A 23,417-nucleotide genomic window follows, 5' to 3' on the forward strand; every position below is an offset into this window, starting at 1 on the left:
TTTTGATGTGTCCGCCTCAAGACCGTGGGCGAGTTTTTTACATTTCTTGAGTTGAGCCACCAATACAATACCTAAATTTTCCTGTGTGTGCGGTCAGATTATCAATTTGTCTCATGGTACGTCCGAGTTAGAGTTTTCAATGGTTGCCGAGCGAAAGATAGATGAGCTGGGTGCTGCCTTGGCAGACCGTTGGTTGTCTGAGGAAGAGTTCTATCAGCAGATAGGTGCGGGTGCTACTACTGTTTATCGATGCAATAAATGCGGGCGACTACATATTGATCAAGGTGGCGGAAACTTTTCTTCCTATATTAAGGAACTATGATAGAGCGCGCCACACGCTTTCGGGTAAGAGTGGGGACTGGATTGTTCGCCAGCAAGAGGCTTCAAATGGACTTTTCAATTGCGGAGTACGGAGCGGTCGGCCCTTTGAATGGCAAGTTGTCCAGAGGACAAGTGCGCGACATTCTTGGAGCCGGTTTCGAAGTGTTCTGGAAAACAGCTGACTCCTTGAATACTACGGATGCTTATTTTCAGCTCGACCTTCATGTCTACTACGACGCGCGAGATATGGTTAAAGGGGTAGAGTTTTTCGAAAGAAGCACGGTGTCCTGGAACGGCCACAAGCTGGTAGGCGAAACATCCACGGACGTGTTGGCTTTGTTTCGTCGCCACGGTATTGATCCCGTCATTGACGATGACGGATTTGAAGTCGGTGAGTTGGGTATGGGGTTTTACGTTGACGATGACGACGACTTGATCACCACTTTATATATCAATCTGCGCCGCGAAATTCATTTAACGGCGTCGTGCTCTAACATGAGCCAGAGATGATCATCTGCCCAAGATGTCAGCAGGATTACATTGTCTGTGCCCATGTCAAGGCCACTGGGAAAGAGTTATTCATGTGCCCAGAGTGCGACGCTACCTGGTTTTCAGTTGAGGCGATCGGCGTTGCGCCTTTTCTGGATTTTGGGACTTATATGGAAAGCATAGGCTTGTCGATGCTGTGGGACGAGTTGGACATTGTTTCCGATTCAGAAGACTCAAGAAATGACAGTGTTTGATCCGGCAATGAAGTGAGGTTGTTATGAAGGAGTTGTTCGGTCAGCCATACCGCCAGTCAGACCCTTATTGGATTGTCAAAGGGTATTTTGACAGGATGTATGATGATGGCCGTTTCATCGAGGCAGCCGGCTATATTGTTAGGCGTTGGGGGTTCAGTGTTGATGGAGCATACTGTAACTTCCCTGATGTAAATAGCTCATTTGAAGAGGGTCATTTCGAAGGAGTGGAGTTTTCTTATGGGTGTCCCTCTAGCGATGCAGACACAATTGTTGTCAGTGAAGAGGTTTGCATGGAATACCTTCGGCTAGCTTGTGATAAATACCTACAGCGCCATCCTGAAAGTAACGCTGAAGTAGATGTTCTCTTAAGTGGGAGCTATATCTGATAAGTAGAAGTGTTCCATTTGTCTAGCGCAGCCAAAAGATCTCCGATCAAGAGAAAGTTAAAAGATGAATGATTTCGAGTCAGTAAAGAAACTGATTATCCAGTTGGTTAAAGATAAAGCCGGTAATTTTGATGGTGACAGTTGGGAAGCTGATTACAAGCTGAACTGGGAAGACGAGTTAGCGGAAAGGCTAGCAAACGCTTTCTACAATATGTCCAGAGCGGCATCCGCCAAAGAAAATACAGATGATGTCATGTTGAAAGCCGCGTTACTGAATTCACGAACGGACTTCATGGATCTCGCCAATTTTTTCAGGGATATTTTCGACGATTTGGATGCACTGCTGCGCAAGCCAGTCTGGCCGGATATTCCAGAAGGATTTGATTATCAGGGCTACCACCAGTGAGTTATCCATAGGTGCAGAATGCGACGACATCGGGTCTTTGATAAGGGGCGCGGGCGTCAGGCTAAAAGGGGACAGATTCATTTTAGGAAATAAATCTGTCCCATTTTTTGCTTCCAGATAACAGAGGTTACGTAGTGGGCAATGCCACAAGAGATGGGCTCGATATCAAAGTTGTTTATGATACGGTTCTTAATCGTGTTGTAACAGGTTATCCAACGAATGTACCCAAGAATCCAAAATTATGAGTAGGGATGATGTCTTTGTTGAAAAAAGTCTCACAGCGCTCTTGGAGGAGCTTGAGTCTCAGCCCGAAATGGCGATCTTCTTTGCGTCAGATATATTGGGTTATGAAGATACATTATCCAATATTAGAGAATGGTTGGAAGATGATAGCGAATATGGTTTGGCATACGAAGTGATGGTGTCCTTACTTGAGCGTTTTGATTTCAAGATTTCAGGAAAGTCAGCCGTCAGGTTGCTGGAAGTAGGGCTGTATTTCGGTTACAAGACCGATCTTGAAAGTGACCGTGATCTCGATTGGAGAACTTGATTGAAATTTTAGGCGACTTCTTGATCTCATTTCCTTTCACGCAGACGAGGTCTGAGGCGTTTGGAGGAATAATGGGACAGACCACGTTTAAATAAACGTGGTCTGTCCCCTTTTTATACTTTTTACCATTTAAATAAACGTGGTCTGTCTCGAGGGATCAAAGGTCTGAATTTATGACAGTTGAAAATGAAGAAGGCCATCTCCTTACTGTTATTGCTGAAATTGGCGTATTGGAGTGGCAAAAGTATCAACAGCGTTTTCCAAAAGTAAGGGTTGGGAATGAAATGCAGCGGGAGGATCATTCTGCGCTGCCACCCTTCATCGCTTTCAGGTTTGAGTGTATTAGCAACGTTGATATCGACAAGTTGAAGGTCGCCGTGGAAGGCTACAGGGGGGGGGTAGCATGGTCGCTTGTTGGCCGGTCACGCGAAGGGCTGCCTGGGATTAACTGGATGATTGCACCGTCAAGGTTGTGGGGCGTGGATGAATGTGCTTTGCAAGTAAACATGACGGCAGCGGTCTATTTGTCCATTCATGAACCTTTGCTTGGTCCAGTGGCGTACGAGGATTTAATTGGACTGACGGAATATGTTCGTTCTGTGTTCGATCTCTGAGGATAACGGGACAGACCTCGTTTAAAAAACGTGCACTGTCCCTGAGGGATCCTTTAGTCGCTTGGAGTTGGGTCGTTGCAGTGAGCATTGGCGTATCAACCAACTTCAGATTTGCCCTTCAACCAGGAAAAGTTCAAGAAGACATGACGAAGATTTTCAGATTTTTGGGGGGCGGGGACTTGGGATTGATTCGCGCTGGTATGACGCGAGATGAATCCCGAACAGCCCTGGGTGGTGGTTTTGAGGCGTTTTTCAAAACCGAAGATTCGGCAGTGCCGACTGACGCTTATGATGACTTGGGCGTTCATGTGTACTTTGATGAAAAGCTCATAGTCGTTGGTGTCGAGTTTTTTAAGTGGAGTAAGCTTTTCTGGGATGAGCAGAACCTGGTCGGTGAAGATGCCTTGGTGGCTCAACAATTTCTGTCCAGGCGAGGAGAAGTTCTGGTCTTCAATAGCTCAGGATTCAATGTCATTGACGTGGGCTTGAGATTTTATGTACCTGACTTTGAGGAAGACAATGCCATCATCGAAGCTGTATATGTCGAACTCACCTGCGGGTAAACGGGGACAGGCCATGTTTAGCAAGTTACTCCGAAAACGTAGTCTGTCCCCGTTTTACGTGCCAAAAGTGGGAATCGATTCAGAGAGTTCGGCGGTTGCCGTGACCTCCGCTCCGAATCCCGAGGGTGACGGGACCTACTTCGGATAAAGCGGCGGCAATCCACTCTCACTCACCGGATCCTGCACGCGCTCGGCGGCGGGAATAGTTCGAATCGCCCGCCACAAATCCTCACCCTGCCAGTGCTGCCCGGTCTCGCTGTACAGCGCGCCGTTCAGCCCGTCCAACGCGTCCGATAACGGTACAAACCGCGCGGCCATGTCCGCCAGTGTCTCCGGCTGCTGCCGCGCCCAGGCGTCCAGTGCCTGGCGGGTGGCGTGGGGGTCGTTGGCCTGGCTGGCGCGTTTGATGTCGTCGAGCAGGGTGCGTGGGCTCGGGCCGGTCTGGGCGGCGCGGTGGATTGCCGGTTGCCAGCGGGCGCGCCACCAGAGGCCGAAGCCGAGCAGGGTGGTGCAGGCGAGGATCAGGGTGCTGAGTTTCCACCACCACAGGGTGTCGTTGTCGGGCGTACTCGGTTGCAGCGTGCCGGCCGGGGTGTCGATTTGCAGGCTGGGGTTGTTCGCCACTTGCAGCGTGCGCGCGGGCAGGCTGCTGTGTTCGAGGTGGTCTTCGAAGGTGTTCCACCAGACTACGTCGACGGTTGGCAGGTCGATCGCGCCGCTGCGGCTTGGCACCAGGGCTTCGCGTTCTTCGCGGCTGCCGATGATGCCGCGGTCGCTGCTCTGGTTGCTCAGCACCGGTTGATCGGGGTAGCAACGCAGGCCGTTGACGTCGGTGGCGGGCAGGGCCGGCAGTTGCGAGCTGGCGAGGCCTTCGACTTTCAGGGTCAGGCTGCGGGTCAGGGAATCACCGACCTGGGTGTGATCCGGTTCCGGGCTCCAGCTTTCGCTGAGGCTGAGGCTGCGCGCCGGCAGCCATGGCGCATCGACCGGGTAGGTCAGCGGTTTCGGTTTGACCGTCAGCGGAATCGACGCCGAGCTGACGCGCATCAGTTTGCCGGGCTTCGGCCCCGAGGCGTCTGCTGATGGCGCGGTATCGACCAGCGTGGCGCTGAACGTCTGCGGCGCGATGGTCAGCAGGCCGCTGTGTTGCGGATAGATCGCGTAGCGCATCTCGATCACGCCGTGGCGCAGACCGTTGATGTCTTTCTCGTAGGTGCGCGTGTCGCCAAGTTGTTCGATGCGCGCATCGGCGATTTGCAGCGGGCTCAGGCTGCTGTCGTCGTACAGCGAAACCGAGTGGTAGATGCGCAAAGTCAGGATGGCCTGGGCCTGCACGTAGACGCTGGTCTGATCGAGGCTGGCTTCGATGAACACCGGATCAAGGCTGTTGCTGTCTTCGCGGTTGTCGCTGGCGATCACCTGCACGGTGATCGGCTGGCTCTGTGCTTCGCCCAGTTGCAGCGGGGGAATCACTACGCTGCCGTTTTCTTTCGGCAGCAGGGTGATGATCCAGCGTGTGGTCGCGCGATTGTCGCCGTTGAGGGTGTTGAGCTGGTTGACCTGGCGCGTGCCGCGCACTTCGAACAGCGCTTCCAGTGCCGACAGATCGGGCTTACCGAACTGGGTGACGTCGTCAGTTTCGAGGGTGAGCTCGACCGTCTCGCCGGAGTTCAGGCGACTGCGATCCACGCTGGCAGTCAGCTCGGCCGCTTGAGCGGTGGCCGTGCAGATCAGCAGGGGCAGCAAGAGAGCGGTGAAGCGGGTCATCGATTGTTTTCCTGATCCTGATGTTGTTGCTGTTCGTACCAGAATTTGCGCCTGAGCAGCTCGCCCGGGTCGTCCGGGATCTTGCCCAGCCATTGTTCGAGCGCCTGACGCTGCTCGCCTTCGAGGTTGTTCTCGCTCGGGCGCAGGGTCGGCACCGTGTCGGTTTCCTCTTCCTCGTTGCTGCCGGGGATTTCATTGGGGCCTGGCAGCGGCGGGGCGGTCGGCGGCGGTTCGCTGGCCGACTCGGCCGGTTGCGCCTCGCTCTGGGTTTCACTGCTCACCGCCGGAGGTGGCGCGGTAGTGGGCGAGGGCTCATCGCCGGGCAGACTTTGTTCGTTGGGCTGGTTGTCCGGACCGGGCGGCGGCGGGGCGTTTTTCTGCTTCAGCAGATTTTCCACCAGCGCCTTGTTGGTCTGCGCCGGACGCAGATCCGGTTGCAGTTCCAGCGCCTGTTCGTAGGCATCGATCGCCGCTTCCAGCTCACCGCTTTTCGCCAAAGCGTTGCCACGATTGTAGTGGGCGCGGGCATCGCTGCCCTCGGCGAAGCGCTGAGCGGCGCCACTGTAGTCGCCGGCCTCGTACAACGCCACCCCTTGCCACTGATGATCATCAAAATGCTGCGCGGCTTCGGTGGGGCGTTTCTGCTTGAGCAGGTGCAAACCTTGTTGATCGGGGCGCAGCCACAAGTCTTCGAAGTCGAAAGCGTAGCTCGGTTGCGGCAGGCACCACAGCAGCGGCAGGCAGAACAGCCAACCACGGCGCCCGGCACAAGCGGCGAGCAATAGCAGCGGCAACAGCAGCCAATAGCCCTGATCGGCCCACGTATCGAGGCGCACGGTCTGGCCGTCGTCGCGCAGGCTGCGCGGGCCGTTGAGCAGGCCAAGGGCGCCAAGATCAGCCTCGTCGAGTCGCGCCGGGTGATACTCGCCGCCCACGCTGTTGAGGAAAGTCGCCAGACCAGGACTGTCGAGTTGCGGTACGCGGATCGCGCCTTGCTCGTCCTTGAGGAAACTGCCGTCCTCCTGGGCAATCGGCGCACCTTCGGCGGTGCCGATGCCGAGCATCAGCAGTTGCGTCGACTCGCCATTGAGCGCACGGCGGATACCGCGCCGTTCTTCTTCATTGAGCGACGAACCGATCAGCAGAATCCGTCCCTGTCCCAGCGCACCTTGCTTGAGCAATGCCAGCGCCTTGTCCACGGCCAGATCGGCGCGGTGGCCGGCTTCCGGCATCAGCGACGGCTTGAGCGCGTCGAGCAGGTTGCGACTGGTCGCCAGATCATCCGACAGCGGCACCAGCGTGTGCGCGCTGCCGGCATAAACGACGATGGCGGTCTGCGCATCGCTGCGCGCCTGCAACAGGTCGAACAGCTTGCGCCGCGCCTGTTCGAGACGCGTCGGTGGCGAGTCGGTGGCGAGCATCTCCGGGGTCAGTTCGAGCACGACTACCAGCGGGTCGGCGGGTTTCTGGCTGGTCTGTTCGACGCGCTCCCAGCTCGGCCCGAGCAAGGCCAGAATGGTCAGCAACCACCCCACGCCAAGGGCGACCCACGGCAGTTTGCTCTGGCGCCCGCTGCCGCCACTGAGCAGCGCAGCGTGAAATGCAGGCGGCAGAATCATCTGCCAGCGCCCGGCGCGTTTCTGTCGGTGCCAGAGTTGCCAGAGCAGCCAGCCGAGCAGCGGCAACAGCAGCAGCCACCAAGGGCGGAACCAGTGCGGCCAGAGCGCGATCATCGGCGCCTCCGCAGGCGCAAACGCTGCAAGCGCTGACGCAAGTCCGGCAGCGGACTTTGCAAATACAGTTGCTTGGTAAACAGGCGTTGCAGTGGGTTATCCGGCCACAGTTCGCGGACGACCAGCAACAGGCTCAACCACAGCGCCAACGCCAGCGGCCAGTGATACAACGCTTGCGCCGGACGTGCCTGAGTCGGTTGCTGAGTCACCGGTTCGAGCTGATCGAGGGTGTCCTTGATCGCTTGCAGCTCCAAGCCGTCGTGGGCGCGGAAGTACTGGCCGCCGGTGATTTCGGCGATGGCCTTGAGCGCCGGCTCATCCAGATCAAGGCTCGGATTGACCCCGAGCAGGCCGGTCGAGCCGCTATCCTCGGGATTGGCGCCGATGCCGATCGGGTAGATTCTGACGCCTTCACTGGCGGCCAGTTTTGCGGCGGTCAGCGGATTGATTTCGCCGCCGTTGTTGGCGCCGTCGGTGACCAGAATCAGCACGCGACTTTGCGCCGGGCGCAGGCGCAAGCGTTTCAGGGCCAGGCCGATGGCATCGCCAATCGCGGTGTTCTTGCCGGCGATGCCGATCCGCGCCTCGTCGAGCCACACGCGAACGGTGCGCCGGTCAAAGGTCAGCGGCGCTTGCAGGTAGGCCTGACTGCCAAACAGGATCAAACCGACGCGGTCGCCGTCGCGGCTTTCAAGGAAATCGCCGAGCAAGTGCTGCACCAGCGATAGGCGGCTGACTTCTTCGTCCTGCCATTGCATGTCGGGGAAATCCATCGAGCCGGACACGTCTACCGCCACCAGCAGATCGCGACCGCTGGCGGCAATCGGCAGTGGCTCGCCAAGCCATTGCGGGCGCGCGGCGGCGGTCAGCAGAATCAGCCACAGCAAGATAAATGGCGCCTGCTGCCGCCAGGCCGGCAAGTTAGCGCGGGCGCGGCGGCGGGCGAGGCCTTCGAGGTCGGCGAGGAAACTGACTTTCAGCGCCGGCTCGCCGCTGTCGGCCACCGGCAGGACCAGACGCATCAGCCACGGCAGCGGCAACAGCATGAAAATCCACGGCCAGGCAAATTCAAACATGTTTGCGAATCCACGTGTCGACCGCTTGGGTCAGGCCGGCGATGGCTTTGTCATCGAGTTTGCATTCCGGTTTGTACGCACCTTCGACGAGTACCATCCAGCGCGTCAGGCCGGCAGCGGGGCAGCGGTTATCGAGGAAGGCCAGCCATTTGCGGCCGTTGAGGGTGTGGCTCTGGCTGTACGGATAGTGGTTGCGGCACAGGCGTTTGAGCAGGCCGTTGAGTTGTTGCAGCCAGGCACCGGCCGGAGCGCCGTCGTAAGGCTTGGGCATTTGCGCCAGTTCGGCGAGCGCGGCGATGCGCACCGGGTCCAGCGGTTGCTCGGCGCGTACCAACGGGCGTTTCTTCATCGGAATGAAGCGGCGCAGCTTCCACGCGGCAAAGCCCAGCAGCGGCAACAGCAGAAGCAGCAGCCACCAGCCCGGCGCCGGCGGCCAGAAGGCGATCGGCGGCGGCGAGATCAGCGGCTGCAGTTGGTCGAGGCCGTTCATCGACCTTTCCCCGGACGCTGCGGGTTGAGGAACTCGCGCATCTGCTCGACCATTTCGCTCTGCGTGCTCAAGGGCATCAGCAACACCCGCAGCTTCTGCGCGAGCAATTCCCAGCGAGCTATGCGCGCTTCGGCCTGGGCGCGGTAGGTCTGGCGCAGGTCGAAGTTCAGCGTGTCGATTTCCAGCTGCGCGCCACGCTCGGCGAAGCGCAGCAGGCCGGCAGCGGGCAGGGCGTGATCGAGCGGATCGGACAGTGGCAGCATCAGCAGATCGCAATGCCGCGCCAGCAAACTCAGTTGTTGTTCGGCACTGTCGGACAACGCGCGTTCATCGCAAATGACGATGGCCAGACTGCCCGGGCGCAGCACTTCCCGCGCGCGGCGCAGGGCCACGCCGAAGGCATCGCGATCTGGCTCGCGCTCGCTGTGCAGCGACTGATTGACCTTGACCAGACGGTTGAGCAATTGCAGCAGGCTCTGCTTGCTCCGGCGAGGCTTGATTTCGTAGTGCTCGTTATCGCCAAACACCAGCCCGCCAACCCGGTCGTTGTGCCCCAGCGCGGCCCAACCGATCAGCGCCGCGACCTGGGCCGCCAGTACCGATTTGAACATCAGCCCCGAGCCGAAAAACAGCCGGGTGCTTTGCTCGACCATGATGAAAATCGGTCGCTCGCGCTCTTCGTGGAACAGCTTGGTGTGCGGTTCCTGCGTGCGCGCAGTGACGCGCCAGTCGATGGTGCGCACATCGTCACCGGCCTGATACACCCGCACCTGATCGAAGTCGACGCCACGGCCACGGAATTTCGAGTGATGCAGGCCGATCAGCGGGCTGCGCTGACTCGGCGTGGAAAACAGTTGCACCTCGCGCACGCGGTGACGCATTTCGATCAGCTCGGCGAGGCTGATGCGGATACCGGGTTCGGAGGGCAGGGCGGCGTTCATGGGGGTCAAGCGACGGCGACGACGTCGAGAATCCGCTGCACCACGCGATCCTGATCGATGCCAGCGGCTTCGGCTTCGAACGACAGAATGATGCGATGGCGCAACACGTCGAACAGTACGGCCTGAATGTCTTCCGGGCTGACGAAATCACGACCGGCCAGCCAGGCGTGGGCGCGGGCGCAGCGATCGAGGGCGATCGAACCGCGCGGACTGGCACCGTAGGCGATCCACTCGGCCATTTCCGGGTCGAACTTGGCCGGGTTGCGCGTGGCCATGACCAGTTGCACCAGGTATTCCTCCACTGCGTCGGCCATGTACAAACCGAGGATTTCCTTGCGCGCGGCGAAGATCGCCTGCTGGCTGACCCGACGCTCGGGCTTGGTCTCACCGTTCAGCGCCTCGCCACGGGCCTGCTGGAGGATGCGCCGTTCGACAGCGGCGTCGGGGAAACCGATCTTGACGTGCATGAGGAAACGGTCGAGCTGGGCTTCCGGCAACGGATAGGTGCCTTCCTGTTCGATCGGGTTCTGCGTGGCCATTACCAGGAACAGCGGCGACAGCTCATAGGTGCTGCGCCCGACGCTGACCTGACGCTCGGCCATCGCTTCGAGCAAGGCCGATTGCACCTTGGCCGGCGCGCGGTTGATTTCGTCCGCCAGCACCAGGTTGTGGAAGATAGGCCCTTGCTGGAAGACGAAACTGCCGGTTTCCGGACGGTAGATTTCGGTGCCGGTGATGTCGGCGGGCAGCAGGTCGGGGGTGAACTGAATACGATGGAACTGGGCTTCGATGCCCTCGGCGAGTTCTTTGATCGCTTTGGTCTTGGCCAGACCGGGAGCGCCCTCGACCAGCATATGGCCGTCGGCGAGCAGGGCGATGAGCAAGCGCTCGATGAGTTTTTCCTGGCCGAGAATCTGCGTTGAAAGAAAGGTTCGCAGCGCCAGCAGCGCTTCACGATGTTCCATCGGTGACTGTTCCTGGAAAGGGGGTGGCCGGGGCGTTCGGATAACGCCGGGGCTGGGGGCGTTACTTTAATCCATCGTGGGGGGCGGCGACTAACGGCATTTTGTGCAAAAGAGCAAAAGATTGGGCGCTGGTTCCGGCCTCTTCGCGAGCAGGCTCGCTCCCACAGGGTCTGATGTACGCATTCCAATGTGGGAGCGAGCCTGCTCGCGAAAGGGCCAGCCCGGTCAACATCAAACCTCGCTGATAAAGGTCCCGGTCCCATCGAGAATATTCTTCAAAGTCTCAACAACCTCATCCATATCCACCATATCCGGATTAAAACTGATCTCCAGCACATCATCGCCATTCAACGCATCGACATCCGCCGCAGCAATCTCGATCTTAAGCAGGTTCGAAGTCAGCGTGACCTTCACCCCCTCCAGCGTCGAAGGCTCGCCATCCAGGGTGATCTCCAGCTCATCCTCATCCGGATAACGGCTCATCAGGAACATCTCGCCCTTGTCGCTGTGGCAGCAGAGCATGGCCATGTTGTCTTCTTCGTCGTCGCACGGGTTGACGATCAGTAGGGCGGTGGTCATTTGCATTGGGGGAAATCCTGGGCGGTGGCGGCGGTGAGTCTGTTCGAATGCGCGATTTTGCCAGTCTCAACCGGTTTGCGCTGCCTGCATCGGTAAAAAGTGGCAAAGCAGGACATTTCTGTCGCCCGGTTCCGAGTAGCGAGAAGGGAAAATCCGACGCCAGCGTAAGGCAATTACCGAATGCGCAAAATCCACCCGAAATTGCGATTTTTCGCTTGTGATCGCCGCCTTTTTACCGTTAGTTTCGCCGCTCTTGCGCAATGGAGTGCGTTACGACAACCCCAAAAAGGGAACTTTGCCATGACCCAATATTTCGACCGCGCCGAAGAAATCCGCCACCTGTCCGATGAACAGATCGAGGAAATCTACAAGCGCTATCTCGAAGGCGAGAAAACTGCCGCGCTGATGGCGGAATTTCAGATCCCTGCAACGGTGCGCAGTCTGCTCAAGGTTCTGCCCCCGGTTATCAGTGCCGACCTCAGCTGTCCTTACTGCAAACTGCCGATGTGGGTGCGCCGACACGCCAGAGGTACTCCGCTTTCGCTGCGCAGTACCTTCAAATGCGTACGCTGTGAGCACCAGCAAAGCCTACCCGGCACCAATACCCGCCACACGACTTGCAGCTGCACAGAATGTTTCAAGGTGCGCCAGCAGCAGCTTGCCGCCCGGGCCACGCGTGATCGCCTGGAATTGGAAGCTCGATATGGCGCGCGATGCCCCGCAGTGCCTTACGCCAATCTGGGGTTTGTGCAGAAGCTGACGTTGCTCGCTTTGCTGGATGATGGTTACGGCGCGACCGTTGAATGGATTGCGCCGTTGAATGCGCCATCCAGAGAAGAACTGCTCGCCCTGACGTTCGAGGCCCGTGAAGAGTTGCTCAAAAGCCTGCACGAAGCCGGGGTGCTGGCAGTCTCCACCGATTCCGACATCAACGCCTTCGATCGCAGCGAGGGCTGCAATATCCGCGAGTACAGCGCGGTGCGCTGGCTGCCCAGCGTCACGCTCGACGGCGTAACGCGCTGTGCCCGCGAGAATTTGTACCGGGTGCTGTATCAGGAGTTGTCTGGCAGCGTAAAAGCCGCCTGGAAGAGCGAAATCTATTCGCTGGTCTTCAGTCTCGCTCGCGAAGCGTCCATTCAATACATCCGTGTGCTGGCCGCTGAAGTGGATTTTGCCTTCACGGCCGAGGCCCGTGCCGAGGAGGTGGTCGGGCAGTTGCTGCAGGACTTCTCGGTCAGTCAGTTGTATTACTTCGCCCGACTGGCGGTGAGGAACGCCGCGCACTTCTACGCCACCGGCAATTCCAAAGGGCGCAGTCACGCCTCCAACACCATTCCGCGCAACATGCTGGGCACGGCGCAGGACGCGCTCGCGCGCAACTGGCGCAAGAACGCCCATCGCGATGCGCGAGTACCGCAAACAGCCTTGCAGCGCTTGCTCTACGACGTGGTGCTCAAGGACAGCGGCGCCGGATTTTCCAAATCGCCGGGCATGTACTGGCGTGACGAACTGGTCCCGCAATTCTTTTCCGCCGTGGCGTTCGACAGCGACTTGCTCAGCCATCTGCGCCTGTTCTGCCGCGAATGCGATTCGAGCAACATCGACGCCAGCATGGACAAGCAGATCCTGCAGACGATGTGCTACGACTGCGCCACGGTGAGCAAATTCAGAGCCTTTGAGGAACTGCCGGACTGATCCGCGTCAACCGCTGGCGCTGAACCGGATGCCACGCTCAGGGTCGATAACAGGGCCTTGGGCGTTTTCGTTTCCGGATATGTAACGTTCTCGGCGACCGACCTGGCACGAAAGTCCCGTGAAACCGGGTTTCGAAGCTGCATTTCGGCGCACGCCTGCTAGTGTTGATGCAGGCCAAACCCTGCATTTACGTGCCAATGACCGAATATGTCGCAGCACCGCAAGCAGACACATTGTCGCACCCATTAAGCTGCGCAACGAATGAGCACCCGTAAAGGCATTGCTGGCAGCGCTGGCAGTCGCTTTTGCAGATGCTCATTCATGGAAGGTGAATGTGACCTGAGTGTCCCGTCCAGCTTCACCCACCTGTCTCCCTGTTTCCTCTGCCCGAGAATCAGGAACAGGGCGACACCAGCCCCGAAAGGGGTGTTGCACGCGACGCTTTCCATCAATAACAAGCTTAAGCGGAGTACCACAGATGGCGTTCTTCACCGCAGCCAGCAAAGCCGACTTCCAGCACCAACTGCAAGCGGCACTGGCGCAGCACATCAGTGAACAGGCACTGCCACAAGTGGCGCTGTTCGCTGAACAATTCTTCGGCATCATTTCCCTGGACGAGCTGACTCAACGTCGTCTCTCCGACCTCGCTGGCTGTACTCTCTCTGCGTGGCGCCTGCTTGAGCGCTTCGATCACGCGCAACCGCAAGTGCGTGTCTACAACCCCGATTACGAACGCCACGGCTGGCAGTCGACCCATACCGCGGTCGAAGTGCTGCACCACGACCTGCCATTTCTGGTCGACTCGGTGCGTACCGAGCTGAACCGTCGCGGCTACAGCATTCACACCCTGCAGACCACCGTGCTCAGCGTGCGTCGTGGCAGCAAGGGCGAATTGCTGGAAGTCCTGCCAAAGGGCAGCACCGGCGAAGGCGTGCTGCACGAATCGCTGATGTACCTGGAAATCGACCGTTGCGCCAACGCGGCCGAGCTGAATGTGCTGAGCAAAGAGCTTGAGCAGGTGCTCGGTGAAGTGCGCGTCGCCGTCGCTGACTTCGAGCCGATGAAAGCCAAGGTGCAGGACATCCTCACCCAGCTCGACAACAGCGCCTACCCGGTCGATGCCGACGAAAAGAACGAAATCAAGAGCTTCCTGGAATGGCTGGTGGGCAACCACTTCACCTTCCTCGGCTACGAAGAGTTCGTGGTCACCGACCAGGCCGATGGCGGTCACATCGAGTACGACCAGAATTCCTTCCTCGGCCTGACCAAACTGCTGCGCACCGGCCTGACCTACGAAGACCTGCGCATCGAAGACTACGCCGTGTCCTACCTGCGCGAACCGACCCTGCTGTCGTTCGCCAAGGCTGCGCACCCGAGCCGCGTGCACCGTCCGGCTTACCCGGACTACGTGTCGATCCGTGAAATCGACGCCGACGGCAAAGTCATCAAGGAACACCGTTTCATGGGCCTGTACACCTCCTCGGTGTACGGCGAGAGCGTGCGGGTCATCCCGTTCATCCGCCGCAAGGTCGAAGAAATCGAGCGCCGCTCCGGCTTCCAGTCCAAGGCTCACCTGGGCAAGGAACTGGCGCAGGTCCTCGAAGTGCTGCCGCGTGACGACCTGTTCCAGACCCCGGTCGACGAACTGTTTACCACCGTGATGTCGATTGTGCAGATCCAGGAACGCAACAAGATCCGCGTGTTCCTGCGCAAAGACCCGTACGGGCGTTTCTGCTACTGCCTGGCCTATGTGCCGCGCGACATCTACTCCACCGAAGTCCGCCAGAAGATCCAGCAAGTGCTGATGGAGCGCCTGAAGGCGTCCGACTGCGAATTCTGGACTTTCTTCTCGGAATCCGTGCTGGCCCGCGTGCAGCTGATTCTGCGCGTCGATCCGAAGAACCGCCTCGACATCGACCCGGTACTGCTGGAAAAAGAAGTGGTCCAGGCCTGCCGCAGCTGGCAGGACGACTACGCCGCACTGACCGTCGAAAGCTTCGGCGAAGCCCACGGCACCAACGTGCTGGCCGACTTCCCGAAAGGCTTCCCGGCCGGCTACCGCGAGCGTTTCGCTGCGCATTCGGCCGTGGTCGACATGCAGCACCTGCTGAGCCTCAACGAAAAAAATCCGCTGGTGATGAGCTTCTATCAGCCGCTCGGTCAGGTCTCCGGCCAGCGCGAGCTGCATTGCAAGCTGTATCACGCCGACACGCCGCTGGCGCTGTCCGACGTCCTGCCGATTCTGGAAAACCTCGGCCTGCGCGTACTGGGCGAATTCCCGTATCGCCTGCGCCACACCAACGGCCGCGAATTCTGGATTCACGATTTCGCCTTCACCGCCGCTGAAGGTCTGGACCTCGACATCCAGCAGCTCAACGACACCCTGCAGGACGCGTTCGTGCACATCGTGCGCGGCGACGCCGAGAACGATGCGTTCAACCGTCTGGTGCTGACCGCCGGTCTGCCATGGCGCGACGTGGCACTTCTGCGTGCCTACGCCCGTTACCTGAAGCAGATTCGTCTGGGCTTCGACTTGGGTTACATCGCCAGCACGCTGAACAACCACACCGACATCGCTCGCGAGCTGACCCGGTTGTTCAAGACCCGTTTCTACCTGGCGCGCAAGCTCGGCAGCGACGATCTGGAAGACAAGCAACTGCGTCTGGAACAAGCGATTCTGACCGCACTGGACGATGTTCAGGTGCTCAACGAAGACCGCATCCTGCGTCGTTACCTCGACCTGATCAAAGCCACCCTGCGCACCAACTTCTATCAGACTGACGCCAACGGCCAGAACAAGTCGTACTTCAGCTTCAAGTTCAACCCGCATGCGATCCCTGAGCTGCCGAAGCCAGTGCCGAAGTTCGAAATCTTCGTCTACTCGCCACGCGTCGAAGGCGTGCACCTGCGCTTCGGCAACGTTGCCCGTGGTGGTCTGCGCTGGTCCGACCGTGAAGAAGACTTCCGTACCGAAGTGCTCGGCCTGGTAAAAGCCCAGCAAGTGAAAAACTCGGTCATCGTGCCGGTGGGTGCGAAGGGCGGCTTCCTGCCGCGTCGCCTGCCACTGGGCGGCAGCCGTGACGAGATCGCGGCGGAGGGCATCGCCTGCTACCGCATCTTCATTTCCGGCCTGTTGGACATCACCGACAATCTGAAGGACGGCGCATTGGTACCGCCGGTCAACGTCGTGCGTCATGACGACGATGACCCGTATCTGGTGGTCGCGGCGGACAAGGGCACTGCGACCTTCTCCGACATCGCCAACGGCATCGCCATCGACTATGGCTTCTGGCTGGGTGACGCGTTTGCCTCCGGTGGTTCGGCCGGTTACGACCACAAGAAAATGGGCATCACCGCCAAGGGCGCGTGGGTCGGCGTACAGCGCCACTTCCGCGAGCGCGGCATCAATGTTCAGGAAGACAGCATCACCGTGGTTGGCGTCGGCGACATGGCCGGCGACGTGTTCGGTAACGGCCTGTTGATGTCCGACAAGCTGCAACTGGTCGCTGCGTTCAACCACATGCACATCTTCATCGACCCGAACCCGAACCCGGCGACCAGTTTCGTCGAGCGTCAGCGTCTGTTCGACCTGCCGCGTTCGGCCTGGACCGACTACGACACCAGCATCATGTCCGAAGGTGGCGGTATCTTCTCGCGCAGCGCGAAGAGCATCGCGATCTCGCCGCAGATGAAAGAACGCTTCGACATCCAGGCTGACAAGCTGACCCCGACCGAACTGCTCAACGCCTTGCTCAAGGCGCCGGTGGATCTGTTGTGGAACGGCGGTATCGGCACCTACGTCAAGGCCAGCACCGAAAGCCACGCCGATGTCGGCGACAAGGCCAACGATGCACTGCGCGTCAACGGTAACGAGCTGCGCTGCAAAGTCGTGGGCGAGGGCGGTAACCTCGGCATGACCCAACTGGGTCGTGTGGAATTCGGCTTGAATGGCGGCGGCTCCAACACCGACTTCATCGACAACGCCGGCGGCGTGGACTGCTCCGACCACGAAGTGAACATCAAGATCCTGCTGAACGAAGTGGTTCAGGCCGGTGACATGACCGACAAGCAACGCAACCAGTTGCTGGCGAGCATGACCGACGAAGTCGGCAATCTGGTGCTGGGCAACAACTACAAGCAGACTCAGGCCCTGTCCCTGGCGGCGCGCCGTGCCTACGCGCGCATCGCTGAGTACAAGCGTCTGATGAGCGATCTGGAAGGCCGTGGCAAGCTGGACCGTGCCATCGAGTTCCTGCCGACTGAAGAGCAACTGACCGAGCGCGTCGCTGAGGGCCACGGCCTGACCCGTCCTGAGCTGTCGGTGCTGATTTCCTACAGCAAGATCGACCTGAAAGAGCAGTTGCTGGGCTCGCTGGTGCCGGACGACGATTACCTGACCCGCGACATGGAAACGGCGTTCCCGCCGACCCTGGTCAGCAAGTTCTCCGAAGCCATGCGTCGTCACCGTCTGAAGCGCGAGATCGTCAGCACCCAGATCGCCAACGATCTGGTCAACCACATGGGCATCACCTTCGTGCAGCGACTCAAAGAGTCGACCGGCATGAGCCCGGCGAACGTGGCTGGCGCTTACGTGATCGTGCGCGACATCTTCCACCTCCCGCACTGGTTCCGTCAGATCGAAGCGCTGGACTATCAGGTTTCCGCTGACGTGCAGCTGGAGCTGATGGACGAGCTGATGCGTCTGGGCCGTCGCGCCACGCGCTGGTTCCTGCGTGCCCGCCGCAACGAGCAGAATGCTGCGCGTGACGTCGCGCACTTCGGTCCGCACCTGAAAGAGCTGGGCCTGAAACTCGACGAGCTGCTCAGCGGCGAAATCCGCGAGAACTGGCAGTCGCGCTATCAGGCGTATGTCGAAGCCGGTGTGCCGGAATTGCTGGCGCGTATGGTTGCGGGCACCTCGCACCTGTACACGCTGCTGCCGATCATCGAAGCCGCCGACGTCACCGGGCAGGACCCGGCCGAAGTGGCCAAGGCTTACTTCGCCGTGGGCTCTGCGCTGGACATCACCTGGTACCTGCAACAGATCAGCGCCTTGCCGGTGGAAAACAACTGGCAGGCTCTGGCCCGTGAAGCGTTCCGTGATGACGTCGACTGGCAGCAACGGGCGATCACCATCTCCGTCCTGCAACAGGGCGACGGCTCCCAGGACGTGGAAGCACGCCTGGCGCTGTGGATGGCCCAGCACGAAAGCATGATCGAACGCTGGCGCGCCATGCTGGTGGAAATCCGTGCTGCGAGCGGTACGGACTACGCCATGTACGCGGTGGCCAACCGTGAACTGCTGGATCTGGCGTTGAGCGGGCAAGCGATCGTGCCTGCGATCACTGCGAATGCCGAGCTTGAACTGGCGTAAGTAGTGGCTGAATGAAGAAGCCCCGCTCTCGAAAGAGGCGGGGCTTTTTCTTGTCTGTCATTCAGAGCGTCTCGGCGCAGCGGAAGGCGAAGCTACCAACGCCGTCGGCACGGGGCAGGGATGTTCCGGTTACGACAATCTGATTGTTCTGAATAGCAAGGCCTCCCGCCATGTCGAGCACGTCGGTCAGATTGATCACCAGCACACCGTCGTCGGCAAAATCGCGATCCGGAGCGCCGTCCGATTTGAACTGGGCAATGACGATTTCGGAGTCTTCTTCGCCGTGGGTGCTGGAAAGCAACACGATGTGTACGCCTTCTCGCAGCGTGCCAGCAGTCCATTGGATGCCGAAAGGCGCATCGGAATAAGACGTCAGGACTGGCCTCCCTTCATTGAAGTCGCTGGCGTATTTGCCATTTCTGTCGACACAAACCAGGACGCCCCTGTGAACAAGATCCTCCGAGGTGGCGCTACCGATGCCGAGGATGTTGCCATCAGGCATTTCCACCAGTTGGTTGATCTGACTGAGCTTGTCCAGGCGCTCGAACAGGGCAAAACCGTTATCACCAAAGCTGCTGACAGGCTTACCTGCGGCGTCGAAGAGGGCGATCATTGCGCGGTAGCGGTCTTTACTTGAAACGTAACCTGCGATGGCGAATTTGCCGTCCTGCAGCCGGATCAGTGAGCCAGCCCACGTGGAATTGTCCAGGTATCGGATCGTGATGTAACCCTGTCCTTGGCCAAAGGAAGTGTCCAGAGCCCCGTCGCTATGCAGCCTGATCAAAAGACCGTATTGGCCATTGGGGGAATATTGATGATTGCTCAGGACCATCAGTTTTCCGCCGGCCAGTTCAATGGCATGGCCACTGTAATCGGATGCCGTAGTGCGTTTTTGCTCCGGTGCTACCTCGGACGACGCGAGGGCGGGCAACGGAATCTGGCTAACGATGACCACGCCGTTGTCGCCAAATCCGCTCTCGGGCGTTCCGTCATTGCGAAACATTGCCAAGCAGCGCTGTGGTCGTGCGTATTCGTGTAGGACAAAGGCACCCTGAAGCAACAGATTGTTGTTTTCGAGGATGCTGATGCTGCCACCCGTGGATTTATAGCCCTGCGCGAAAACCCCGGTCGCCACGCCATCCCGGGCAAACGAAGCGTCCTGTGTGCCATCAGGCTTCAACCGCACAATGGCGAACTTGTTGCCCGCGCTGGCGGCGATCAGCAGCTTGCCGTCCGCCGCGACGGTAACTGCGTTGGCGAAGCCGTTTTCCTGATCGGGATATTCAAACCAGGTGAGGCCATTTTTATTGGGGCCGAAAGTGGGGTCCAGGTTAAGCACGGCGGTGTCTTTGACTTCAGTCATGGTCAGCTCCTCGAATACGCTGTTTTTGCGTAAAGCGATCAGTCGATAGAGGCCGGCAAATCAACGCAGTGCTGGTATTTGGGAAGCTTTCGGTCGCGCTGTCCACTGTCAGACCTGACAGTGGACAGCGGGGGATGATTGTGGATTTGGAAGGGATGGCCAGTCTTGGCGGGGATTTAATGTCTGAGGGTTTTTGTGGTGTCTGGTCTGGCGCCTTCGCGAGCAGGCTCGCTCCCACAGGGATTCGCATTCCAAATGTGGGAGCGAGCCTGCTCGCGAAGAGGTATTTTCATTCAATACAACTTTTGAGCTGGTTTACCCTCGAGCATCGACACTTTCTCCCCCGGCCGCACAACCAGATTACTCAGCGAACGGTCAAACTCGCGCAACGCCGCCAGCTGCAATTCCTCCTGCTGATTGATATCCGCGACGATCTCTTCCGAGCGCTTGAAGTCCGCCCACACCGGCGTCAGCTCCCTAGCCTGCGAGCCCTTCGCCGTGCCGATGTAGTTCAATTGCGCATCGTAAAAATCGGCACTGACATCCGCGCGGATATCCGAGCTGCGCGAGGTGATCAACTGGCTGTGGGTATCGATGATCGCCACCACATCCGGCCTGGCCGCGCGCAGGCTTTGCATGTCCGGGTACACCGTCACCGAGCCGAACTGGCGTTGCAGCGAAGCGTTGACCCACTGCACCGCGCGATCCGGGCTGGAGCTGGCGACGTAGGCGTCGTGGATCGGTTGCACCAGCAGGCTCTGACCAAAACCGGTGCCGGCCTTGGCCTGATACTCGCGCAAGTATTGGCGATTGGCCTGGGTGCCGGGGCTGTAAATCACCCCCAGCGAGACGCCGGGACCGCTGTTGACCTGAGTAGCACTGCTGCGACCGGTCGGGTGCGGCAGGAGCGTGTCGAGGGATGACACCGCTTGCGGGGCAGTGGGAACAGAGCAGGCAGAGAGCAGCAAAACGGAGATCGCCAGCAGGGCGGGAAGCGCAGGTTTCATGGTGTTTCTCCCGTGAAACAAGGTCTGTCGATGAGTGTGCACGGGCCGATGGTTCGGCGGATATTCAGGTTAAACCTGCCGGCCTGACCGTTGGCTGAATAACCTTTGCGCGGTTAGTTTTATTGGCTTTAAGCGTTTGCAGGTAATGCTCCAAGGCAATAAAAAAGGCGCAAATGCTCGATTCGCGCCTTTCGTTTATGGCTGGCCGTTCAGCCATCAGTTTTCCAGCGGAATCAGCACCTGCTCATCCGGGGCCAGCACCATGAACACCAGCAACTTGGCCGGCTTGGTCGAACTGGCGTTTTTCGACACCAGATGCTCGGAACCGGCCGGCTCGTACCAGAACTGGCCTTTCTTGTAAGTGATCGCTTTTTCGCCCTTGACCTGTGAAATCACCTCGCCGTCGAGCACGTAAGCCATCGCCGTGCCTTCGTGCTTATGGGCGATTGAGGATTGCCCGGGCTGGTAGTCGACTTCGATCATCATGGCTTTCTTGCCGGGAGCGTTTTTCAGCAGTTGTTCCTGCAGAACGGTAATTTTTTCGGACGGATCGTGGGCCATTGCCGAAGCAGACAGGCTGAAGGCGAGGGCGGCGGCGAAGAGGGGCAGGGCTTTCATGGCGGGTTACCTGTGATGGTTGGGGTGTGCTCACAGTAGGCCGCAATGTGGCCGGTTCAAACGGCCAATATTCGCGAAGATCAGGTGACCAATTGGTCTCGCAAGGATTTCGGTGTGGCGCAAATCGCCTTCGCGAGCAAGCTCGCTCCCACAGGTTCTGCGGTTGCTCACCCATCTTGTGAACAACAAATAACCCTGTGGGAGCGAGCTTGCTCGCGAAGAGGCCGGTTCAGACGATGGGAAAGCTGTTGAAATCGACGCTATTGGCCAGGCGGCTATCGATCAGGTCGATAAACCCCTGTGCCTCGGGCCGGTTGAAATGCGCCTGCATCGCCGCTTCCGACTGCCAGCGCGCGCTGACCGTCCAGCGGTGGCTGTCCTCGGGGCAGCGGTCGACCAGGTAGGAATCGCAGCCCGGGGTTTCGCGCAGGGTGTCGACGATCTTCTGCAATTGCTTGCCAAGCTCTTCCGAGCGGCCCGCAACCGCCTTGACCTCAACCGTGTTGATCACTTCGTTGGACATTGCTCACACTCCTGAATCAGGCCGGACGAATCCTGCTCACTGAGGGATAACGCCTGTGCAGAATAGGCCTGCCGCTCTGAATCACCAATAACCAATCGGCGGTAAAAGCCTTATACCAACGGCTCATGACAGCTGTTCGAGGATGTCGCGCAGGCGATCGAGGGCGATGTCGATGTCCAGGGTTTCGATGGCGCCGAAGCCGAAATACAGGCCTTCTTTCGCCGGCTGCTGGTAGTAGAAACCACTGATCGCATACAGGCCGACCTCGACCTTTTTTGCCAACTCGATGACCAACTGCAAATCGATCGGCACCTTGCAGAACACCGCCATGTGAAACCCGGCACTGGCCGGCACGGCTTGCAGCCATGGCGCCAGATCCGTCGCCATGCGCTCCAGGATGCGTTCGCGACGTTGCGCGTAGATCGTGTGGCAGCGGCGGATGTGCTTGAGCAGACAACCCTCGGCGATGAACTTGGCCAGCGCCCATTGCGGCAAGGTTGAGGCGTGCAGATCGGTCAACTGCTTGGCGCGAATCACCGCTTCGATGATCGACGGCGGCAGGATCGCGTAGCCCAGGCGCAACTCCGGCAGCAAGGTTTTCGAGAAGGTGCCGACGTAGGCGACGATACCGCGCTGATCGAGGTTGTACAGCGAATCTGTAGGCCGGCCCTCGTAGCGGAATTCACTGTCGTAATCGTCTTCGATGATGATCGCGCCGAGCTCATAGGCACGGGCAAGCAGGGCCTCGCGGCGCGCCTGACTCATCGCCATGCCCAGCGGGAACTGGTGCGACGGCGTCACATAAATCAGCCGCGTACCATCGGGAATGTGCTCGACCTGAATACCCTCGGCATCCACCGGCACGCCGACCACTTCGGCGCCGTGGGTGCCGAACAGCAAGCGCGCGGGTGGATAGCCCGGATCTTCCATCGCCACCAGACTGCCGGGGCGGGTCAGTACGCGAGCAATCAGGTCCAGCGCCTGCTGCGCGCCGTTGCACACCACGATGTCCTCGTCCTGACAATTGATGCCACGGGAAAAGGCGATGTGCCGGGCGATCGCATTGCGCAGCGCCGGCAAGCCTTCGGCGACGCTGTATAAGCCTTTCGACTGCGCCATCTGCCGCATCGCATGGGCGACGCAGCGGCGCCAGTCGTCGTGGGGGAACTGGCCTTTGCTGGTGGCGCCGCCGATGAAGTCGTAGCGCAGCGAACCTTCCAGCGTCGGGTGACGGAGGAACACCGGCAGATTGCGCCAGCTCTCGATCACCTCGGCACTGGCCAGCTCGGTGTGGCTCTGCTTGCGCTGCACCTGTGCCGGGCGGGCGTTGACGTAGGTGCCTTTGCCGATCACGCCGGTGAGGAAATTTTCGTAGGTCAGCTGCGCATAGGTGTCGGAAATGGTCTTGCGCGAGATGCCCAATTGCTCGGCCAGCAAGCGACTCGGCGGCAACTGCGTACCCGCCGCCAACCGCCCGGATTCAATCGCCGCGCGCAACTGCTGATACAACTGACCGGCAAGATCCTTGCGGCCGTTGATCACGACATGAAGTTCCATACCGACGAGGCTCCCGGGTGTCGAGTGAAGTGTCGGTCAGATTAGCGTTGTTGGGCTTTTGGCAGTAGTTGCGTGGAGTAAAAACCGCAAATTGGCGCAAGTCCCTGTGGGAGCGAGCCGCTCGCGAAAGCGGCGGGTCAGTTACC

The 23,417-nt window shown here is 59.2% G+C and carries 22 protein-coding genes; 10 read left to right on the top strand and 12 right to left on the bottom strand.

Annotation, left to right across the window (positions count from 1 at the left end; genetic code table 11):
- The first annotated feature begins 67 nt into the window (after window positions 1-67).
- The 8 genes from ACYSTU_RS14340 (at window position 68) to ACYSTU_RS14375 (ending at window position 3,583) form a co-directional block, all read left to right on the top strand.
- Window positions 68-322, top strand: coding sequence for a DUF8617 domain-containing protein (locus tag ACYSTU_RS14340; protein ID WP_254433232.1), 255 nt, complete (start codon window positions 68-70; stop codon window positions 320-322).
- Between the two features lie 65 nt (window positions 323-387).
- Window positions 388-831, top strand: coding sequence for a hypothetical protein (locus tag ACYSTU_RS14345; protein ID WP_130930007.1), 444 nt, complete (start codon window positions 388-390; stop codon window positions 829-831).
- Window positions 828-1,064 (top strand): hypothetical protein, encoded by a 237-nt coding sequence (locus ACYSTU_RS14350; RefSeq protein WP_071172685.1) that lies wholly within the window; start codon window positions 828-830, stop codon window positions 1,062-1,064. Before ACYSTU_RS14345 ends, ACYSTU_RS14350 begins: the two co-directional genes overlap by 4 nt.
- Window positions 1,065-1,087: 23 nt before the next feature.
- Window positions 1,088-1,450, top strand: coding sequence for a ribonuclease toxin immunity protein CdiI (gene cdiI / locus ACYSTU_RS14355; RefSeq protein ID WP_071172684.1), 363 nt, complete (start codon window positions 1,088-1,090; stop codon window positions 1,448-1,450).
- 64 nt (window positions 1,451-1,514) lie between these two features.
- Window positions 1,515-1,856 (top strand): hypothetical protein, encoded by a 342-nt coding sequence (locus ACYSTU_RS14360; RefSeq protein ID WP_264365390.1) that lies wholly within the window; start codon window positions 1,515-1,517, stop codon window positions 1,854-1,856.
- 241 nt (window positions 1,857-2,097) lie between these two features.
- Window positions 2,098-2,406 (top strand): hypothetical protein, encoded by a 309-nt coding sequence (locus ACYSTU_RS14365; RefSeq protein WP_076562550.1) that lies wholly within the window; start codon window positions 2,098-2,100, stop codon window positions 2,404-2,406.
- Between the two features lie 173 nt (window positions 2,407-2,579).
- Complete coding sequence (locus tag ACYSTU_RS14370) at window positions 2,580-3,020, top strand: hypothetical protein (RefSeq protein WP_136492531.1); 441 nt, start codon at window positions 2,580-2,582, stop codon at window positions 3,018-3,020.
- A gap of 80 nt (window positions 3,021-3,100) precedes the next feature.
- Window positions 3,101-3,583: a hypothetical protein gene (locus ACYSTU_RS14375; RefSeq protein ID WP_130888534.1), complete on the top strand. Its 483-nt coding sequence runs from the start codon at window positions 3,101-3,103 to the stop codon at window positions 3,581-3,583.
- Window positions 3,584-3,718: 135 nt separating this feature from the next.
- Here the strand turns inward: ACYSTU_RS14375 and ACYSTU_RS14380 are convergent, their stop codons facing one another.
- The 7 genes from ACYSTU_RS14380 to ACYSTU_RS14410 all read right to left on the bottom strand — a co-directional run bounded on the left by ACYSTU_RS14380 (window position 3,719) and on the right by ACYSTU_RS14410 (window position 11,140).
- Entirely contained in the window at window positions 3,719-5,350 is a 1,632-nt protein-coding gene (locus ACYSTU_RS14380) for a BatD family protein (protein WP_498999484.1), read from the bottom strand.
- Window positions 5,347-7,083: a vWA domain-containing protein gene (locus ACYSTU_RS14385; RefSeq protein ID WP_498999487.1), complete on the bottom strand. Its 1,737-nt coding sequence runs from the start codon at window positions 7,081-7,083 to the stop codon at window positions 5,347-5,349. Before ACYSTU_RS14385 ends, ACYSTU_RS14380 begins: the two co-directional genes overlap by 4 nt.
- On the bottom strand, window positions 7,080-8,159 hold the full coding sequence (locus tag ACYSTU_RS14390) for a vWA domain-containing protein (protein WP_498999490.1): 1,080 nt from the start codon (window positions 8,157-8,159) through the stop codon (window positions 7,080-7,082). The genes ACYSTU_RS14385 and ACYSTU_RS14390 overlap by 4 nt, the downstream gene beginning before the upstream one ends.
- On the bottom strand, window positions 8,152-8,649 hold the full coding sequence (locus tag ACYSTU_RS14395; RefSeq protein WP_498999493.1) for a DUF4381 domain-containing protein: 498 nt from the start codon (window positions 8,647-8,649) through the stop codon (window positions 8,152-8,154). Before ACYSTU_RS14395 ends, ACYSTU_RS14390 begins: the two co-directional genes overlap by 8 nt.
- Window positions 8,646-9,590 (bottom strand): DUF58 domain-containing protein, encoded by a 945-nt coding sequence (locus ACYSTU_RS14400; RefSeq protein WP_016774988.1) that lies wholly within the window; start codon window positions 9,588-9,590, stop codon window positions 8,646-8,648. Before ACYSTU_RS14400 ends, ACYSTU_RS14395 begins: the two co-directional genes overlap by 4 nt.
- Window positions 9,591-9,595: 5 nt before the next feature.
- Window positions 9,596-10,555, bottom strand: coding sequence for an AAA family ATPase (locus ACYSTU_RS14405; protein WP_007913915.1), 960 nt, complete (start codon window positions 10,553-10,555; stop codon window positions 9,596-9,598).
- A gap of 231 nt (window positions 10,556-10,786) precedes the next feature.
- Window positions 10,787-11,140 (bottom strand): hypothetical protein, encoded by a 354-nt coding sequence (locus ACYSTU_RS14410; RefSeq protein ID WP_498999497.1) that lies wholly within the window; start codon window positions 11,138-11,140, stop codon window positions 10,787-10,789.
- A gap of 294 nt (window positions 11,141-11,434) precedes the next feature.
- Between ACYSTU_RS14410 and ACYSTU_RS14415 the strand changes: the two genes are divergently transcribed.
- A complete protein-coding gene (locus ACYSTU_RS14415) occupies window positions 11,435-12,829 on the top strand; it encodes a hypothetical protein (protein WP_498999500.1) in 1,395 nt (464 codons plus the stop codon).
- 478 nt (window positions 12,830-13,307) lie between these two features.
- A complete protein-coding gene (locus ACYSTU_RS14420) occupies window positions 13,308-18,203 on the top strand; it encodes an NAD-glutamate dehydrogenase (RefSeq protein ID WP_125927361.1) in 4,896 nt (1,631 codons plus the stop codon).
- Between the two features lie 61 nt (window positions 18,204-18,264).
- Here the strand turns inward: ACYSTU_RS14420 and ACYSTU_RS14425 are convergent, their stop codons facing one another.
- The 5 genes from ACYSTU_RS14425 to pdxR all read right to left on the bottom strand — a co-directional run bounded on the left by ACYSTU_RS14425 (window position 18,265) and on the right by pdxR (window position 23,271).
- On the bottom strand, window positions 18,265-19,566 hold the full coding sequence (locus ACYSTU_RS14425; RefSeq protein WP_498999503.1) for an NHL repeat-containing protein: 1,302 nt from the start codon (window positions 19,564-19,566) through the stop codon (window positions 18,265-18,267).
- 293 nt (window positions 19,567-19,859) lie between these two features.
- Window positions 19,860-20,573, bottom strand: a complete 714-nt coding sequence (locus tag ACYSTU_RS14430; protein WP_498999506.1) for an ATPase — start codon at window positions 20,571-20,573, stop codon at window positions 19,860-19,862.
- Between the two features lie 216 nt (window positions 20,574-20,789).
- Entirely contained in the window at window positions 20,790-21,191 is a 402-nt protein-coding gene (locus ACYSTU_RS14435; RefSeq protein ID WP_498999509.1) for a cupin domain-containing protein, read from the bottom strand.
- Window positions 21,192-21,420: 229 nt separating this feature from the next.
- Window positions 21,421-21,714, bottom strand: a complete 294-nt coding sequence (locus ACYSTU_RS14440; protein ID WP_016774982.1) for a putative quinol monooxygenase — start codon at window positions 21,712-21,714, stop codon at window positions 21,421-21,423.
- Window positions 21,715-21,837: 123 nt separating this feature from the next.
- Window positions 21,838-23,271, bottom strand: coding sequence for a MocR-like pyridoxine biosynthesis transcription factor PdxR (gene pdxR / locus ACYSTU_RS14445; protein ID WP_498999512.1), 1,434 nt, complete (start codon window positions 23,269-23,271; stop codon window positions 21,838-21,840).
- Window positions 23,272-23,417 lie beyond the last annotated feature (146 nt).

It is taken from the genome of Pseudomonas glycinis (assembly GCF_054871425.1).

Excerpts from the sequence above, each read along its gene's own strand:
- ACYSTU_RS14345 (WP_130930007.1), top strand. The coding sequence starts at position 388 with ATGGACTTTTCAATTGCGGAGTACGGAGCGGTCGGCCCTTTGAATGGC.
- ACYSTU_RS14350 (WP_071172685.1), top strand. The coding sequence starts at position 828 with ATGATCATCTGCCCAAGATGTCAGCAGGATTACATTGTCTGTGCCCAT.
- cdiI (WP_071172684.1), top strand. The coding sequence starts at position 1,088 with ATGAAGGAGTTGTTCGGTCAGCCATACCGCCAGTCAGACCCTTATTGG.
- ACYSTU_RS14360 (WP_264365390.1), top strand. The coding sequence starts at position 1,515 with ATGAATGATTTCGAGTCAGTAAAGAAACTGATTATCCAGTTGGTTAAA.
- ACYSTU_RS14365 (WP_076562550.1), top strand. The coding sequence starts at position 2,098 with ATGAGTAGGGATGATGTCTTTGTTGAAAAAAGTCTCACAGCGCTCTTG.
- ACYSTU_RS14370 (WP_136492531.1), top strand. The coding sequence starts at position 2,580 with ATGACAGTTGAAAATGAAGAAGGCCATCTCCTTACTGTTATTGCTGAA.
- ACYSTU_RS14380 (WP_498999484.1), bottom strand. The coding sequence starts at position 5,350 with ATGACCCGCTTCACCGCTCTCTTGCTGCCCCTGCTGATCTGCACGGCC.
- ACYSTU_RS14385 (WP_498999487.1), bottom strand. The coding sequence starts at position 7,083 with ATGATCGCGCTCTGGCCGCACTGGTTCCGCCCTTGGTGGCTGCTGCTG.
- ACYSTU_RS14390 (WP_498999490.1), bottom strand. The coding sequence starts at position 8,159 with ATGTTTGAATTTGCCTGGCCGTGGATTTTCATGCTGTTGCCGCTGCCG.
- ACYSTU_RS14395 (WP_498999493.1), bottom strand. The coding sequence starts at position 8,649 with ATGAACGGCCTCGACCAACTGCAGCCGCTGATCTCGCCGCCGCCGATC.
- ACYSTU_RS14400 (WP_016774988.1), bottom strand. The coding sequence starts at position 9,590 with ATGAACGCCGCCCTGCCCTCCGAACCCGGTATCCGCATCAGCCTCGCC.
- ACYSTU_RS14405 (WP_007913915.1), bottom strand. The coding sequence starts at position 10,555 with ATGGAACATCGTGAAGCGCTGCTGGCGCTGCGAACCTTTCTTTCAACG.
- ACYSTU_RS14410 (WP_498999497.1), bottom strand. The coding sequence starts at position 11,140 with ATGCAAATGACCACCGCCCTACTGATCGTCAACCCGTGCGACGACGAA.
- ACYSTU_RS14415 (WP_498999500.1), top strand. The coding sequence starts at position 11,435 with ATGACCCAATATTTCGACCGCGCCGAAGAAATCCGCCACCTGTCCGAT.
- ACYSTU_RS14420 (WP_125927361.1), top strand. The coding sequence starts at position 13,308 with ATGGCGTTCTTCACCGCAGCCAGCAAAGCCGACTTCCAGCACCAACTG.
- ACYSTU_RS14425 (WP_498999503.1), bottom strand. The coding sequence starts at position 19,566 with ATGACTGAAGTCAAAGACACCGCCGTGCTTAACCTGGACCCCACTTTC.
- ACYSTU_RS14430 (WP_498999506.1), bottom strand. The coding sequence starts at position 20,573 with ATGAAACCTGCGCTTCCCGCCCTGCTGGCGATCTCCGTTTTGCTGCTC.
- ACYSTU_RS14435 (WP_498999509.1), bottom strand. The coding sequence starts at position 21,191 with ATGAAAGCCCTGCCCCTCTTCGCCGCCGCCCTCGCCTTCAGCCTGTCT.
- ACYSTU_RS14440 (WP_016774982.1), bottom strand. The coding sequence starts at position 21,714 with ATGTCCAACGAAGTGATCAACACGGTTGAGGTCAAGGCGGTTGCGGGC.
- pdxR (WP_498999512.1), bottom strand. The coding sequence starts at position 23,271 with ATGGAACTTCATGTCGTGATCAACGGCCGCAAGGATCTTGCCGGTCAG.